This window comes from Lysinibacillus sp. NPDC056220 (genome assembly GCF_049315265.1).
Taxonomy (GTDB): Bacteria; Bacillota; Bacilli; order Bacillales_A; family Planococcaceae; genus Lysinibacillus; species Lysinibacillus pinottii.
The window spans coordinates 68876-84778 of the sequence record NZ_JBMOXD010000009.1; the positions used below are offsets into that span (position 1 = coordinate 68876).

Here is a 15903-nt window from a genome sequence, read left to right on the forward strand (position 1 = left end):
AAGCGATAGCTCAAATAGGAGCTATCGCATACATGTATTATTCAACTTTTTCTAACCATTTTTCTTCTAACTCTTGGATTTTGCCTTCTTCAGCTAGTTCTTTTAATGCTTTGTTAATTTTTTCCTTTAGATTACTACCCTTTGGCACAGCAATCGCTTTGAAATCCTCAGGCTGTTCTTCTACAGGGAAGGCTGCTAATTGATCATTTGTTTTTAAATAACCCTTCGCAACGCCACCCTCTAAAATACCTGCGTCTAAGCGCTTAGACATCATATCTTGAATAATTTCAGGAATTCGTGTACGTCCTTCAACTGAAACATCCACTTTTTTTGCAATTTCATTACCTAAATTTTCTTGAATAGAGGCTGTTTGCACACCGACTTTTTTACCAGCTAAATCAGCTTCCTTTTTAATACCGCTATCTTTTTTAACAATAATTACCTGCTCTGTTTCATTATATTGATCAGAAAAATCTACTACCTTTTCACGTTCAGGATTGGGTGTCATACCAGAAATTACTACATCAATTTTCCCTGCTTGTAACGCTGGCACAAGACTGTTGAAGTCCATATCTTGCACTTGCATGTCTACACCTATTTTTTCCCCAACCAATTTAATTAAATCAATATCAAATCCTATAATCTCCTCACCTTTTGCTGCGTCAACATATTCAAATGGCGCATAGTCTGCTGAAGTACCAACTTTTAATACTTGTTTGTCTGTACTACTATCAGCATTAGAATTATTTGCGTCATCCTCTTTAGCGCCACAAGCTGCTAGTACGCCAATAGCTAGTACAAGAATCATCATGAATAATTTATTCTTCATTATTAAGCATCTCCTTTTATTTATAAGTTATTGTGTATGAGAATACATTTCTCAAAAATAGCAAATTGGATATTTATTCATATAAGAGAATAAAAAAACTATCTGCTAATTAAGATATACTCTTTTGAAATAATAATCAAGATAAACAAGAAAATTTTAAATGAAATATTATATACAAAATTTTCAGATTAGTCAATTTACTATTTTCAATTCCACTTTCCTTTACTATTTTCCGAAAACTTAATAATTATCCCTTCAAAATTTCTAAGGAAACAAAAAAGACCCCCATTTGGAGGTCTAGTGCTTATTTTTTTTCCGTAAATAATTTATCTTTTAATTCGTCCTCGCCAGAGCCTTCTGCTAATGGAACATGAGAACGATAAGCCGCACGACAGATTAAATGTCCGGCAACTGGAGCTGTAACGAAGACGAATAGAATACCTAAAATTAAGCGGACGCTAACATAACCATCGTGCACCCAAAAGTAAATAAATGTACCTAATAAGCAAGTTAACACGGATAACGTGGAGCTTTTGGTAGCAGCATGTGATCGCGTATAAACATCTGGTAAACGAATCATGCCAAATGCGCTAATAACACTCACAATAGAACCGATCAGAATTAGGGTGACTGCCGCCCATTCAATCATTTGATTTACGTTCAACAATCACACCTCTTTCAATATATTTTGTAAAGGCAATAGTCCCAATAAACGCTAAAATACCTAATATAAGAATAGCTTCTAGATAAGCCTTTGTTTTTAATATAATCGAAACAATCGCAATAGCGGATAGAAGATTTACACCAATTGTATCAAGAGCAATGGCTCGGTCAGGCATAGATGGGCCACGGATAACCCGATATAACGACAGCGCGATGGAAATACTAAAGAAGGCGAGAGCCAGAAGTAAAATATTCTCTATCATTAACGTGTCACCTCCATTATTGCTTGTTCAAATTTCCCAATAGAGCGAATGACAGCATCCTTAGACTGCTCGATGTCCATGGCATGAATATAAAAGACATCGCCCTCTTCAGAAACTTCCATGACGACAGAACCGGGTGTTAATGTTAGCAGTAATGCTAGTGCCGTAATCTCCCAATCTCCCTTGAGTGCGGTTTTATAAGTGAAAATACCAGGCGTAATGTTTAGCTTTGGTGTAGTAATTTGTTTTAATACACTATAGCTTGATAAAAACAGCTCCCAATTAAATAGCCATAATAACTTGATAATCGAAAAGACTCGCCGCAAGTAAAATTGAGTGCCATAAAAGCGGTGCATCGCATATAATATGCCCATTCCTACGATAAACCCCATTAAAAACGTTGAAAATTGTGGTGTCACTTCATCTTGCAAGAGTAACCAAAGTGCTGCGATAAATAAATTTAAAATAAACTGCATCGCCATTATTTATTCACCTCACCTTGCCATTGTTCACCATCAAGAACAGCATCTATATAGATAGATGGTGTATATAACGTTTCTGCTGCATCGGTGACAAAGGGAGCCAATTTCTCAGCCCCGATTCCTAAACTTATAGTACATGCAGCTAGTAAAGTTAACGGCAGTATCACACGTTTGGGTAAAGGCTTTTCATCCTCCAAGCTAATAATGGTCTCGCCAAAAAAGGAGGAAAGAAAGATCCGCAGTAATGAATACAAAACAATTAAACTAGAGAAAAATCCTAGACCTAATAGAACAAAATTGCCGCCCTCTATAGCACCCTGTCCAATTAAAACCTTTCCTAAAAAGCCACTCAATGGCGGGATACCCGCTAGTGAACACATAGCTAAAAAGAATAGCCAGCCAAAGAACGGATAGTTCCGAATAAGCCCACTCATTTTATCTATGACCGTTTCCCCAGTTACATAAATCATCATACCGACAGCTATAAATAGCATAGCCTTTGCCACCATATCATGCATTAAATAATAGACAACACCCTGTAAGGCGGACTCTGTACCCATTGCTAGGCCAGCTACTATAAACCCAACACCAATTAATACATTATATGAAGCGATTGTTCTAACATCACGCCCTGAAAGAGCACCAATACAACCAGCTACAATTGTAATACCGGCCATTATGCCAAGTGCCATATGTGTGACTTCCGTATTATTTGGGAAAAGCAATGTAAATGTCCTTACAAGTGCATAAATCCCAACCTTTGTTAATAAGGCTGCAAATAAAGCAGCGATGGCTGTGGGAGGTACACTATAAGAGCCTGGTAACCAGAAGAATAATAACAGTCCGGCCTTTAAGCTAAAGACGATTAAGAAAATGAGTGCCACTGTTGTAATAAGGGGATTAGCACCTGCCTCCATCACACGCACAGAAATATGGGCCATATTTAATGTACCGACTGTTCCATAAAGAAAAGCCAATGCCACTAAGAAAATCCAAGATGCAACAATATTAATAAGCACATATTTTAATGCTTCTCGAAGCTGAATTTTTTCCCCACCTAAGCTAATTAGGGCATATGACGCCAGCAGCATCACTTCAAAGCATACAAATAAGTTAAAGATATCTCCTGTCAAAAATGAACCGTTAACACCAGCTACCATAAGTAAGGTAAACGGATAAAAATACATTTTTTCATATCTTAATTCCATTGTAAAAATTGCATAAAGCATACAAATAACCGCTACAAGATTTGCCACTAACACGAGTAGTGTAGCGAAGGAATCTGCCACAAATGAGATACCAAAAGGCGGTGCCCAGCCACTAAAGTCAATGCGCATGATCCCCTGTTCTTGAATTTCTACTAATAAAATAACACTAATAATAACGATAAAGCTTAATGTCAATAAACTAATAATACGTTGTAAAAAGACATGCTCTTTTAAAAACACCAGTAAAATAGCCGTAATTACTGGGACTATTAATGGTAAAACAATCATATTACTCATCCGGCGTACCCCTCAATTCATCAAGATTCCCTGAACCATTTGTTTTGTACGCTCGATAGCCTAAAACGAGAACAAACGCAGTCACAGCAAAACTAATAACAATAGCTGTTAGAATTAGGGCTTGCGGTAATGCATCTGTATAAGGCCCCTCTGATTCACCTAATAATGGGACATCCCCTTTTTTAAGACCTCCCATTGTTAGAATCAGCAAGTGGGCAGCATGTGATAAAACAGCAGTACCTAAAATAACACGTAATAACTGTTTAGAGAGGATTAAGTACGTTGCAACAGCTACTAATATACCTACTAAAACAAGTATCAAAGATTCCATCAGCTACTCATCCTCACTTATGCTTAAAATTATTGTCACGACAACACCAACTACCGTTAAAGCTACACCTGCTTCAAAAATGGTTACGGTTGAAAAACCCATTTTCCCGAAAATCGGGACATTTATATACGTATAGGCCTGTGTTAGAAATGGTACATCAAAAAACAAAGAACCTATTGCCGTACTTGTCGCAAGCAAAACACCAAGAGCTGCAACCTTTTTAAAGTCAAACGGCATTCCCTTATGCACAGTCTCTATATCGTAAGCAAGATACAATAAAACAATGCCAGAAGCTAACACGAGGCCGCCAATAAAGCCACCACCTGGAGCATGATGTCCTGCAAAGAACAAATACACGCCAAGTGTTAAAATAATGAAGACGACTGCCTTAGTGACTGTCCGTAGTATCACATCATTAATTTTCATGATCTGCTTCCTCCTTTCGAGGCTTAAGCTTTGTTAGTGTATAAACCCCTAAGCCAGCAATAAGAAGCACAACAACCTCAAGCATTGTATCAAAGGCACGAAAATCCCCTAAAATTGTATTAACAATATTTGAACCACCTGCCAACTCGTAGGCATCATTAAAATAACTGGAAACAGGCTCAAATTGCTCGTAGTGCACAACAGCTAGACCAACCATTGTGACTGTTGCGCCGACAAATATAGAAATCATGGCTTTAGACCATTGCACCCTTTTGCGAGGTGCCTCAGGCATTAAATCAGGTAAATACTTAAAGCATAAAAGGAATAATGCAGTTGTTACGGATTCTACAACTAATTGTGTTAGCGCTAAATCTGGTGCGCGGAAAATGACGAAGAAGAAGGCAATTGAATAGCCTAATACGCCATTTAATAGCATAGCTGTAACACGACCCTTTGCAAAAATCATCCAAACCGCAGCGAATACCATAACAAATACAAGAATTAATTCGTATGATTCAATGGTAGAGTCCATATCAAAATTAAAAGTCATTGCGTCTGACCAAATAAAATAACCAGCAATAAGTGCAACAAAAAATACATATATATAGACAAAATAATGTGTTAAATTACCTGTCATATATTTGCGAGTAAGCTTCTCTGAACCACTCTCACTTATTTCTATCATTCGATTGTAGTACGTATTAAACGTATACTTTTGTGAAAAAATTCGATACACCGGCTTCCAGCTTTTCAATGTCTTGAATAAAATGAATCCAAGCACAATGACTCCTAATGTCATTAACAATTCCGCATTAATTCCATGCCAAGCAGAAATATGTGGTGTTAATTCATAGGTTGTTGGGAATGTAGGATAAATACTTGCCATAGCAGGCTCTAAAATATAATGGCCTAACACGTTTGGGAAGAAAAAGATACCGACTACTAACAGGCACAAAACAATTGGTGATAGGAGCATACCCAATGGAGCTTCATGTGGTTTTCTATCCATCTTCTCAGGCTGTAGTTTACCCAAAAATGTTCGACTAATTAAAATCAAACTGTAGACAAAGGTAAAGATACTGGCTACCCACGCTACTAATGGGAAAAATAACCCTAAATCAGCAATGGAAAAGGCCTCTACATCGCGAATAGCCAAGACCGCTGCAAAGAACATTTCTTTACTCAAGAAACCATTAAATGGTGGTAATCCTGCCATTGAAAAGCTGCCAATGACTGCGATTGTAAATGTGATAGGCATTAAGGACATTAAGCCACCTAAACGGCGAATATCCCGCGTCCCCACTTCATGGTCGACAATCCCGACCATCATGAATAAGGCTCCTTTAAAAGTGGAGTGGTTGATGAGATGAAACAATGCCGCAAAACTTGCTTGTGTATATACAATAGAGTCTTTCGTGTAGCCATAGTAATGACCAACAGACCCTAGACCGAAAAGACTCATAATTAAGCCTAGCTGACTTACCGTTGAAAAGGCTAATAGCGCCTTTAAATCCGTTTGGCGAACCGCATTAAATGACCCCCAGAAAAGTGTAACAAGACCAATGACACTTACTAGCCAAAACCAAATCGCTTCTCCTCCAAAAACTGGAGAAAAACGGGCAACTAAATAAATACCTGCCTTTACCATTGTGGCTGAGTGTAAGTAAGCACTAACTGGTGTTGGCGCTTCCATGGCATCAGGTAGCCAAATATGAAATGGAAATTGTGCAGATTTTGTAAAAGCACCTAGTAAAATTAAGATTAATGCTGGAGTAAATAGGGCATGATCACGGATAACCCCTACATGAGCTACAATGTCCCGAATACTAAATGTATCAGCAGCTACATAGAGCATCAGGAAACCCGCAAGCATAGAGAGACCGCCAAATACTGTGATCATCATTGCTTTTTTAGCACCTGCACGTGATGCCTTTCTATGATGCCAAAATGCAATTAATAGGAATGATGACACACTTGTCAATTCCCAAAATGTGTATAATACCATTAGGTTATCTGAAAAAACAACGCCAAGCATAGCGCCCATGAATAGTAATAAATAGCAGTAAAAATGGTGAAGAGATTCTTTCGTTGACAAATAAAAAATAGAATATAAAATGACTAAACTACCTACACCTGTAATCAGTAAGCCAAAAATCATACTGAGCCCATCTAGGTATGTTGTAATATTTATATTAAAAGAGGGAATCCACTCATATGTATGGATAAATGTTTTACCTCCGGCAATTTGAGGAATATAGCGCGCAAGTAAAAGAAACAAGATGAATGGAACAGAAAAAACAAACCAGCCAAGATGTGTTATATGCCTTAGTCGCCTATACAGCAATGGGATAAGTGCAGCACAGACAAATGGCAAAAGTATCGCGATAAGTACTGTAACCAAATGAAAACCTCCTACTATCAAAATCATCAAGCAAATTTTTGTGGTATTGGAATGGTAAATGCTAAGATTATAGCAATTTGTTTAAGCTAACATATCAGATTTATTCTTGAAATTTTGCAAATGGAAAGTGTTGGGGTGTTAAAGTGTCTTGTCATTGGTATGTTTAGTTATTTAGTCACCTCTAACCCGATGCAAGCCTAAATAACTTGTGGAAATTCAGATAATTTATACAGTTACAACTCAATTATATCAGCATTATAAAGACACTTGACTATCTATTTAACACACTGCATAATAGTGTGGCATATGAAATCAATTTAGCATAGATGCACGTAATGCATAAATTAAATAACTTTAAATTATTGATATAAGCTTATTACTTCAAGGGTTTTCCAATATATTTTCGTTAACTTTTATACATTTTTAAGTATACAATATAAATGAGCATAATGCACTGTAACAGCATCAATTTTAGCTGTTTTAGGATATTTTTTTATAATTAACAGTGAAATTAACAAAATACCAACAGATAAGAGGTGTACATTTTTTATGAGGCATGTAAAAGGGCGTTTAGACGAAAGTATATTAGTTTGTGTTTACTATGGCTTAAATGGTGAGCGTTTGATACGTAGAGGACACAAAATGGCGACAATGCTAGATTGCCCACTCTATATTCTTTCAGTTGATTCGCAACCCCTTGATGCATTTGACGCTGAGAAATCTAGTTACATTGAGCAATGGGAAAAGTTATCAGACGAACTTGAGGTCGAAAAATTTATATTGCAAGATAATGAAAAACGCCCCATTCAGAAAGTCATTGCAGAAGTCGCGAAAAACTATGGCATTTCACAAATTATTGTAGGTCAAAGCGCACAAAGCCGTTGGGAAGAGATCACTAAAGGATCGTTCCTTAATGTACTGTTAAAAGAAGTTCCATTTGTAGATTTTCATATTGTTGCTGTTCAACGTCCTACTGATGATGATGCAAACGAGACATACGAAAAAGGTGTTCGTGCTTATTTAATCAAAGAACAGGAAAACTTTAAAGTAGCATTTACATGTCCGAAATACGTATCCATCGAAGGCATCTTCTTCAAGGAAATCGGCACAGATTTTGATAATGGTGTCTTTAAATTCACTTACAATGATAAAATGCATGAGGTTCATATTTCAGAGGGCTATGTGATTGATCAAGAGAAGCTTCCTGCAGAATTTTTATCCCCATTAAGACAATAAAAAAACGCGCTCCTCTTTTTAAAGGATGCGTTCACACTGTTGACAAATGCCATCGGGAAGTTTACTCTCGATGGCATTTGTCATTTCAATTTAACTCTTTGGACTGAGATTAATCACAATTTGACTGTAGTGGAAAACTTTATTTCATTGTAAAAAAACTGTAGGCAAACTCAATTTTTTGCGTTCGCTACCGTCAGGATATGTTTTTACTAAGCTGCTGAAGATGCTGGCTTATCCTTCGGTAGGAAAAAGGCAATTAACAATAATAACGGCAATAATGAGACGACCATCATTGTAAAATCAATACCTTTGTGGTCCATTAAAACACCAATAACCATGGCTCCAATGGCCCCCATACCAAAGGCAAAGCCAGTTGTTAAACCAGCCATTGTGCCAATTTTAGATGGAACTAGCTCTTGTGCGTATACCACCGTTACAGAGAAGCTAATCATGATCAATGTACCAATGATCACTAAAAATATCATAGCAGCCCATAACGGTACATAAGGCAATGCTAGGCAAAATGGCATTGGTACTACAACGGAAAGAATAATGACATTTTTTCTTCCAATACGATCCGACAAAGAGCCTCCGAAAAATGTCCCTACTACCCCAAATGCCATGAAGAGGAAAATAAGGATTTGTCCTAGACGAAGATTCACATCATAATGATCCATTAAATAAAACACATAGAAACTAGTTATATTTGTTGTATAAAATGATCGTGCAAAAATAATCGTAAATAGTAAGGTTAAAGCTACCCCTACCTGCTTCTTTGTTAGTGGTGGCAATGTCGAAACCAACACCCGTTTTTTCTTCGCTGCACGCTCTTGCTCTAATTGCTTTTTATACCATCTTGCAATCTTAGTTAATAGAATAATACCGAATGTTGCCGCTACTAATACAATCGCTGCACCTCGCTGACCGAAAATATCAAATATATAGGCGCTAATTAGTGGGGCAAGCGCTTGTCCTGAGTTTCCCCCAACTTGATAAATCGATTGAGCAAGTCCTCTTTTAGAACCTGCTGCCATAAAGGATACTCTAGAACCCTCAGGGTGAAATATTGCTGAACCGAAGCCTAAAAATAATACCGCAATAAGAATAATCCAATATTGAGTAGTAAAAGAAATTATTGTAATAGCAATAAAAGAACTTACCATACCTATTGGTAAAGCATAGGGCATTGGCTTTTTATCACTGACAAACCCTACAATAGGCTGTAATGCAGACGCAAATATATTTAAGACAAATGATATGAGACCAATTTGTGTGAAGGTAAGTCCTAGCTCACTTTTAAAAATTGGAAACATAGCTGGAATAACAGCTTGCATCGTATCATTGATAAGATGAGCAACACCTATCAAAATCATAATTGGGTAGATTGGATTTGCGACATTTATTTGATTATTCATGCTGCCACCTCGCTCTATTTAGTTTTTGTTATTGACGATTGTCGCATACTATTAACTATTTTGCACAAGCTATGTTTCGACAGCTGTAAAAGGAGTTGATGTATGCATGGAAAGCTTTATTCATGCTAACTTTTGGGAAATGATTCTTCGAACAACACTTTCATTCTTTATATTACTTATTTTGGCGCGTATTCTTGGAAAGAAGCAATTGGGCCAATTAACATTTTTCCATTATATTACTGGTATTACATTTGGATCAATTGCTGCAGAAATTGCCTCACAGGAGGAAACACCCTTTTTAGATGGAATAATATCGCTTGTCTGGTGGAGCGCCTTAACCTACTTAATGACGATTATTACGATTAAATCCAAAAAAGCTCGTGTACTTATTGATGACAAACCTACCATTGTCGTACAAAATGGACTTATTTTAGAATCTGCCTTAAGGAAAAACCGTTTGCATATGGACGAGCTGACAATGATGCTACGTGAGCAAGCCATCTTTTCTGTACAAGATATACACTATGCGTTACTTGAAACAAATGGAAAACTAAGTGTCCTGCAAAAAACTTCCGAACAAGTTGCCACAAAGCAGGATGTTAAGGCAGATGTTACCCCACCTACTTATCTGCCTACAGAGGTTATATCAGATGGTCAACTTATCAAGGAAAACATTGTTGAGCTTGAATTAACAGAGGACTGGGTAATGAAGAAGTTGAAAAAACAAAATGTACATTCCGTTGAAGATGTCTTTTTTGCACAAGTTCAAACAAATGGGTCATTATACATTAGCTTAAAAGATAAAGCGAGACATTCAAGCCCGTAAATGCTTGTCTCGTTTTTTTAATCAATTTTTACAATATCTAACGGTGTAATGATTCCTATTAATTTTTGATGTGGTTTGCCATGCTCAGTGATTAGTAATGCCTCAAAACGCCTACCCCTTTCCACACCTTGTTTAAAAATCTCTTCTGCTTGATATATCGTTATGTACCTGCTAACAAATTTGTAATTCACCCTATTTTTCTCATGCATTAAAATATCATGCAACGTAGGAATCCCTTTAGGTAAATAGTCGCCACCCATCTTAGAGGCAAGCCAATTCGTGATTCCTACAGTTGTAATAAGGCCCCTAAATTGTTTATTAAAATAAACGGGAAACTGCGTATATTTTCGTTGGTGAATAACCTTTAACACATGTTTAAGGGAATCATTCTCTTGAAAAACTAATACTCTCTTTCTGAACATTTGCCCGACAAGAGTAGGCTTAGCGAGCGTAGCATCTATGTATTCAATTCTTTCGACTACATCGGTATGTGGTTCTGCAATTACATAGTTAATAGAAGTACGATGATGGACAATTGCATTTCGCAAATCAGCGTATGACCGTAAATCATCTTCGTATTTCTTCACTAATACCTCTTTTTTCTTCGCTTGATCAATGAGTCGATAAAAGGGCGTAAAATCCTTTATACCTACAATATCTCGTAATCTATGGTCTATTCGATTAAATGCTGTCAGGAAACGATCGGAATTTTCAGTCTCCACTTTTAAGTACCTTCTTTCTTAGTAACTTTATGTATTTTCCGAGTTATTTGACAAATTTTTAGTTACACAACCATTATATTCCTAATTTATGAATATTCCAAGAACGCAGTTTTTGCTGTCATTTATTTTTACATTCTCCCTTGAAAGTTACGTTATTACGAAGAAAATGGACTATTTTTCCCAGCAAGTAAGACAAATGATGGACATAGGGTTTACAGTGAGAATGAATTAAATTTAAACATTAGGATTCAAATTAAAGGAGATAAGGAAATTCAAGCGCTTCTTAATACTACATGGGAGTGGGAGGCAAGCATAGATCAACAGCTTGCTTTTCTTGTAGTGGAGCAAAGGATTCTAGAGGGCTATACTCGGTTTTAAAGAACACTTCAGCCATTGAAAGAGAGCTTGAGGGCATATTTTAATTGTATCGAATATAATAAATTTGTAATTAACTGTACTTTTAAGGAGGCGTTGTCGATGAGAAATTATTTATACTTGATTGGGCATAAAAACAAGGGGATAGCGTTTCAATAGCCCATAAACTACGTGTTTCCCCTTCAAAGGGAGAGTACCAAATTGAAGGAAATTTGTTTAAAGCCTATTGACAAAAGTAATTGGGAAGAAGCAATTAGATTATCTGTTAAAGAGGAACAACAAGCATTTATTGCATCCAACCTTTATTCTATCGCAGAAGTTCAGTTTCTAGATAATTTCCTTGCAAAAGGTATTTATCTTAATAATAAAATGATAGGATTTACTATGTTTGGAATAGACCCTGATGACAATAATTATTGGATTTATAGACTAATGATTGACGAAAAATTTCAAGGTAAAGGTATAGGCAAACAAGCTATATATCTGGTTATAGAAGAGATAAGGAAAAATAATCATGCAAACATTCCTTTTATCATGATTGGATATGATCCTAAAAATCTTACAGCAAAATTTGCCTATAAAAGAGCAGGATTTATTGAGACTGAATTATCATCTTGGGGAGAACAATTAGCTAAGTATTCCTTGTAAGCACATGAATTTACCACAATGACTAATAGTCTTTTTAAAGTAAATTTGATCAATCATTTTTCAAAATACGCTCTTTTCCATGATCTTTATCAACGTTATTAGGATCATGCTCTTTGTTGGGCTTATTCTGCTTATCAATTATCAATGGTGGAATACTCTAACACAAAAGGACGGAAAAATCAGTACGTACCAGATTTTCCGTCCTATATTTTCTAAATTTTAGTCATAGCTGCATTTTTTTTTCATCATGATGATTCCCAAGCAAATACAAAGAATTATCAGTGCTAATGTCATGATTAAACTCCACCAGTAATCAGACATCTCCATTGTTCCACGGACTAGTAAAGGTCCATAGTTTGCTAGCTTCCAAGGGGATATAGTCCAGAATAGGCCTACTACCATATCGACTATTTGTCCGCCAAAGATAACCATAAAGGCACATGTAGTAGCTATAATCGTTTTAAAACTAGCGCTCATCATTAATGTGACAGCAATTACAAATAACAACCAAACATAATACGTACAAAAGCTCGCAAGCAAAGGTCCAATTTCTAATGTTCCATATAGAATACTAGTGTAATACACACTTGCTGCAAAGCCTGCTAAAATACTCACAAAACAAACTGCACTCATCACAATAAATTTACTCATAAAATAGGCTCCAAAGGAAATCGGCCTTACATATAATAAGGTAGCCATACCACTTGCACGTTCTTTACTTATGATCCCCACAAAAGAAGCCATTATCACCAATAACCCTATCGTTTGAAACTGTCCTATAGATGCCTGTAATAGGTCAACGGGCATTAATTCGGGCATCAACATTTCAAAGCCTTCTGGCACATTTCCAACAGCATTTAAAATATCCATTATATAATAATTTATTAGGGGGTCATTCATTCCCAGCAGTGCAAACACAAGAGGTATCCACAAAAATTTCCAGCTTCGCCATGCCTCTCTAAATTCCTTTTGTAGAAGTACATTGAATCCTCTCATGCTTTTTTCGCCACCTTCATGAAAATTTCTTCCAACGATGCTGTTTGTCGTTCTACCTTTCTTATTGTATAAGGACAATTACTTAAACGATGGAGCAGCTCCCTCATCGTTGGCTCCTCATTCAATATCTCAATATAGACATAACAGCCTACTACATGATCAGTCGAGCTTGCAAAAAGCTTTGCCTCTTCCTCACTAGAGAACTCAACTATATAATTTTGCTCATCAAAACGCTGTCGTACCTCTCGTAATGTTCCTTGCTCTACTAGTTTTCCATTTTGTAAGAATAACAACTGATCCGTCATTTCTTCCGCATCGTTTAAAATATGAGTTGAATATAAAATGGTTGTCTCTTGTTGTAAGCCTTTTAATAAATCAAGAACCTCCCTACGACCAACAGGGTCTAATGCTGAAACAGGTTCGTCTAATAACAGTAATTTTGGCTTATGCACAATTGCCTGGGAAATACCAAGGCGTTGCCTCATCCCACCAGAAAAAGTATCTATTCTTTTATGTTGGGCATTTCCTAGCCCGACAAACTCTAATGTTTTTTGCGCTTCTAATTTAGCATTTTTTGCTGATACACCATTTAACCGAGCAGCCATCTCAGTAAATTCTAATGCGCTTAGCCAAGGATGAAACTGTGGATATTGGGGTAAAAAACCTAAATTTTCACGTAAGTCCCCATTTAGCATTTTCACACTTCCAGCAGTCGGTGTTAAGAGCCCTGTTAACATGGATAATGTGGTTGTCTTACCTGCACCATTTGGGCCTATTAACGCCGTTGAAGTCTTTTCCTCTAACATAAATTGAACATCATCTACAACATTGTGCTCTGCAAATCGTTTGGTCAAACCAGTTACTTGAAGTAATGTTGTCATGCCTGCTTTCTCCCAACTATAAAGTACGCAATTGACCCTATTATATTTGTAAATAAAATAATAAATACCCATAAAATTTTAGGTCCATTTGTTGCATGTGTTTTTCGCAAATCAATAAGTGCTACGATCATTAATATTAATTGAACGACGATGAGCGGTGCTATCACTGCCCATGGAACTTTTGCTAATTCCTCCATCATACAGATCACCCCATTAGTTGTTATACATTAACTATAACAATTTTGTTCTAACATGTATAGAACAAAATTGTTGTTTTTTTCAAACTCTAAAACAGCTCTCCTAAATATTCTCGCTATTTTTCAAAGGATAATGTAGTCTCTTATTTATCTTCTATACGCGCTGTTTCTCTTAAAAACAAAAAAGATGTACCTTAATCAGTACATCTTTACCTTTATTTATAAAGTTTTTGTAGAGCCTCTTCCATTTTAGGACGAATTGTTACTTGTGGACGAGCCTTTTTGACCGCTGCCTCCGCTTCCTCTAGGGAATTAGCCAGCCCTAGCTCTATTAGCGCAGCAGTAGCTGCTACACCAGCACGACCACCGCCACTTCCACAGTGAACATACACCTTCTGTCCTGCCTCATAGGACGAAGCAATTTCCTTAGCTACATGCTGAATAGATGATGCTACCGCAATTTCTTCATCTGCAATTGGCATATGCTTGTATGAATAAGAAATGGCCCCTTGCTCTTCTGAAGTAAGTCCCTGCACACGAACATCTATTACAACATCTACAGCTTCTTGCTCAAAAGCCGTCTCTGCATCTTTTGCACCACCAAAGAAGATTTGATCCTTTACTAAAACATCATAGTTTTTTTCCATATTGGTCACACTCCATAGGATTATTTCAGTAAATGCTTAATATCCTCGTAATATGGTAAAGCCGTTAAAGCTCCTGCCTTTGTTGCTGCAAATGCTCCTAATTTATTGCCGAAGCTTGTACAGCGAACAAGCTCTTCTTTTGTTGTAGGTAAGCCATTGTAATGAACATCACGTAATACCCCTGCCATAAATGCATCCCCTGCACCAGTAGTATCCACAGGTATCACTTTTTCAGTTGGTACATGGATGACCTCTCCATTCAGCACGGCATAAGTGCCATTTTCTCCTACTGTTACTAAAATAATAGGCACTAAATAGCTACTTAATTGTTCAATTCCTTCTTCTAAACTAGTCGTTTCCGTCAGGAAGAATAACTCATCATCTGTTACTTTTAAAATATCTACATCCTCAAAAAACGACGTAATTGTTTCTCGACAAATTTCTTCACTACTCCAGCGTAATGGACGAATATTCGCATCCATCGCAATGATTGCACCTTTGTCCTTCGCCATTTCTACAGCAGCTCGAGTTGTTGCTAGAGCCGTCGGGTGGAACATGGTCCCTGAACATACCGTTAAAGCAGAAGCATGTTTAAATGCGGCTTCATTTAACTGTAGTGGCTCCACTTGTAAATCAGGTGTTTCATCCACATAATCTTTAAAAATTCGTTCACAGGCTTCTGTCAAATGCACATAAACACCGCTTACTCGCTTAGCTGGGTCAAATATGGCATAGTCCAGCTTAACACCTTCCTCTACAAGCCCATCACGCACAAACTGAGAACCCTCATCATCCCCTGTAATTGTAATTAAGGCAGAAGGCGCCCCAATTCGGCTAATACCTGCTGCAACATTCACTGTTGCACCACCCATATATTTTGTAAATGATGTATTTGTTACATCATCAGCAATATAGTCAATAAATGCATCTCCATAGACTAAAATAAAATCCTTATCTTGCTTCGTCATGATTGTCCTCCTGAAAGTCTAGTCATTATAGATTAACACGAAAATTGTCATTCTATAAAGGTTTAACTTTTGAGAGTATGTCCGAAAATTTG

Annotated in this window: 18 protein-coding genes and 1 pseudogene; 4 read left to right on the forward strand and 15 right to left on the reverse strand. The window is 36.9% G+C overall.

Annotated elements, in window-relative coordinates; translation table 11 throughout:
- Positions 1–37: 37 nt before the first annotated feature.
- The 8 genes from ACOZBY_RS19705 to ACOZBY_RS19740 all read right to left on the reverse strand — a co-directional run bounded on the left by ACOZBY_RS19705 (position 38) and on the right by ACOZBY_RS19740 (position 6900).
- Positions 38–829, reverse strand: a complete 792-nt coding sequence (locus ACOZBY_RS19705) for a transporter substrate-binding domain-containing protein (protein WP_012292442.1) — start codon at positions 827–829, stop codon at positions 38–40.
- Positions 830–1133: 304 nt separating this feature from the next.
- Positions 1134–1493 carry a Na+/H+ antiporter subunit G gene (locus tag ACOZBY_RS19710; protein ID WP_422762620.1) on the reverse strand — a complete coding sequence of 120 codons (360 nt, stop codon included), beginning with the start codon at positions 1491–1493 and terminating at the stop codon, positions 1134–1136.
- Positions 1471–1755 carry a Na(+)/H(+) antiporter subunit F1 gene (locus ACOZBY_RS19715; protein WP_025116881.1) on the reverse strand — a complete coding sequence of 95 codons (285 nt, stop codon included), beginning with the start codon at positions 1753–1755 and terminating at the stop codon, positions 1471–1473. The genes ACOZBY_RS19710 and ACOZBY_RS19715 overlap by 23 nt, the downstream gene beginning before the upstream one ends.
- A complete protein-coding gene (locus tag ACOZBY_RS19720; RefSeq protein WP_012292439.1) occupies positions 1755–2237 on the reverse strand; it encodes a Na+/H+ antiporter subunit E in 483 nt (160 codons plus the stop codon). The genes ACOZBY_RS19715 and ACOZBY_RS19720 overlap by 1 nt, the downstream gene beginning before the upstream one ends.
- Entirely contained in the window at positions 2237–3742 is a 1506-nt protein-coding gene (locus ACOZBY_RS19725; protein ID WP_031418072.1) for a Na+/H+ antiporter subunit D, read from the reverse strand. The genes ACOZBY_RS19720 and ACOZBY_RS19725 overlap by 1 nt, the downstream gene beginning before the upstream one ends.
- A complete protein-coding gene (locus ACOZBY_RS19730; RefSeq protein WP_012292437.1) occupies positions 3735–4073 on the reverse strand; it encodes a Na(+)/H(+) antiporter subunit C in 339 nt (112 codons plus the stop codon). The genes ACOZBY_RS19725 and ACOZBY_RS19730 overlap by 8 nt, the downstream gene beginning before the upstream one ends.
- A 3-nt stretch (positions 4074–4076) precedes the next feature.
- Positions 4077–4499 carry a Na(+)/H(+) antiporter subunit B gene (locus ACOZBY_RS19735; RefSeq protein WP_012292436.1) on the reverse strand — a complete coding sequence of 141 codons (423 nt, stop codon included), beginning with the start codon at positions 4497–4499 and terminating at the stop codon, positions 4077–4079.
- Positions 4489–6900, reverse strand: a complete 2412-nt coding sequence (locus tag ACOZBY_RS19740) for a Na+/H+ antiporter subunit A (RefSeq protein WP_031418069.1) — start codon at positions 6898–6900, stop codon at positions 4489–4491. Before ACOZBY_RS19740 ends, ACOZBY_RS19735 begins: the two co-directional genes overlap by 11 nt.
- 549 nt (positions 6901–7449) lie before the next feature.
- Between ACOZBY_RS19740 and ACOZBY_RS19745 the strand changes: the two genes are divergently transcribed.
- Positions 7450–8136, forward strand: coding sequence for a universal stress protein (locus ACOZBY_RS19745; protein WP_012292434.1), 687 nt, complete (start codon positions 7450–7452; stop codon positions 8134–8136).
- A 209-nt stretch (positions 8137–8345) separates the two neighbouring features.
- On the opposite strand, the gene ACOZBY_RS19750 is transcribed toward ACOZBY_RS19745, so the two are convergent.
- On the reverse strand, positions 8346–9551 hold the full coding sequence (locus ACOZBY_RS19750; protein ID WP_422762621.1) for an MFS transporter: 1206 nt from the start codon (positions 9549–9551) through the stop codon (positions 8346–8348).
- A gap of 106 nt (positions 9552–9657) precedes the next feature.
- On the opposite strand from ACOZBY_RS19750, the gene ACOZBY_RS19755 reads away from it, so the two are divergent.
- Positions 9658–10377 (forward strand): YetF domain-containing protein, encoded by a 720-nt coding sequence (locus tag ACOZBY_RS19755; RefSeq protein ID WP_012292432.1) that lies wholly within the window; start codon positions 9658–9660, stop codon positions 10375–10377.
- 17 nt (positions 10378–10394) lie between these two features.
- Here ACOZBY_RS19755 and ACOZBY_RS19760 read toward each other — a convergent pair whose 3' ends face one another.
- Complete coding sequence (locus ACOZBY_RS19760) at positions 10395–11099, reverse strand: CBS domain-containing protein (protein ID WP_012292431.1); 705 nt, start codon at positions 11097–11099, stop codon at positions 10395–10397.
- Between the two features lie 159 nt (positions 11100–11258).
- Here ACOZBY_RS19760 and ACOZBY_RS19765 point away from each other — a divergent pair.
- Positions 11259–11477 (forward strand): annotated as a pseudogene (locus ACOZBY_RS19765) (MerR family transcriptional regulator); the annotation flags it as partial.
- 198 nt (positions 11478–11675) lie between these two features.
- On the forward strand, positions 11676–12122 hold the full coding sequence (locus ACOZBY_RS19770; protein ID WP_422762622.1) for a GNAT family N-acetyltransferase: 447 nt from the start codon (positions 11676–11678) through the stop codon (positions 12120–12122).
- 219 nt (positions 12123–12341) lie between these two features.
- On the opposite strand, the gene ACOZBY_RS19775 is transcribed toward ACOZBY_RS19770, so the two are convergent.
- From ACOZBY_RS19775 to ACOZBY_RS19795, 5 genes are all read right to left on the reverse strand, one after another.
- On the reverse strand, positions 12342–13118 hold the full coding sequence (locus ACOZBY_RS19775) for an ABC transporter permease (RefSeq protein WP_422762623.1): 777 nt from the start codon (positions 13116–13118) through the stop codon (positions 12342–12344).
- Positions 13115–13999, reverse strand: a complete 885-nt coding sequence (locus ACOZBY_RS19780; RefSeq protein ID WP_375827953.1) for an ATP-binding cassette domain-containing protein — start codon at positions 13997–13999, stop codon at positions 13115–13117. The genes ACOZBY_RS19775 and ACOZBY_RS19780 overlap by 4 nt, the downstream gene beginning before the upstream one ends.
- Positions 13996–14199 carry a PLDc N-terminal domain-containing protein gene (locus tag ACOZBY_RS19785; protein ID WP_012292426.1) on the reverse strand — a complete coding sequence of 68 codons (204 nt, stop codon included), beginning with the start codon at positions 14197–14199 and terminating at the stop codon, positions 13996–13998. The genes ACOZBY_RS19780 and ACOZBY_RS19785 overlap by 4 nt, the downstream gene beginning before the upstream one ends.
- Before the next feature lie 212 nt (positions 14200–14411).
- On the reverse strand, positions 14412–14843 hold the full coding sequence (locus ACOZBY_RS19790) for a protein-tyrosine phosphatase family protein (RefSeq protein ID WP_012292425.1): 432 nt from the start codon (positions 14841–14843) through the stop codon (positions 14412–14414).
- 20 nt (positions 14844–14863) lie between these two features.
- Positions 14864–15811 (reverse strand): carbohydrate kinase family protein, encoded by a 948-nt coding sequence (locus ACOZBY_RS19795; protein WP_012292424.1) that lies wholly within the window; start codon positions 15809–15811, stop codon positions 14864–14866.
- Between the last annotated feature and the right edge of the window lie 92 nt (positions 15812–15903).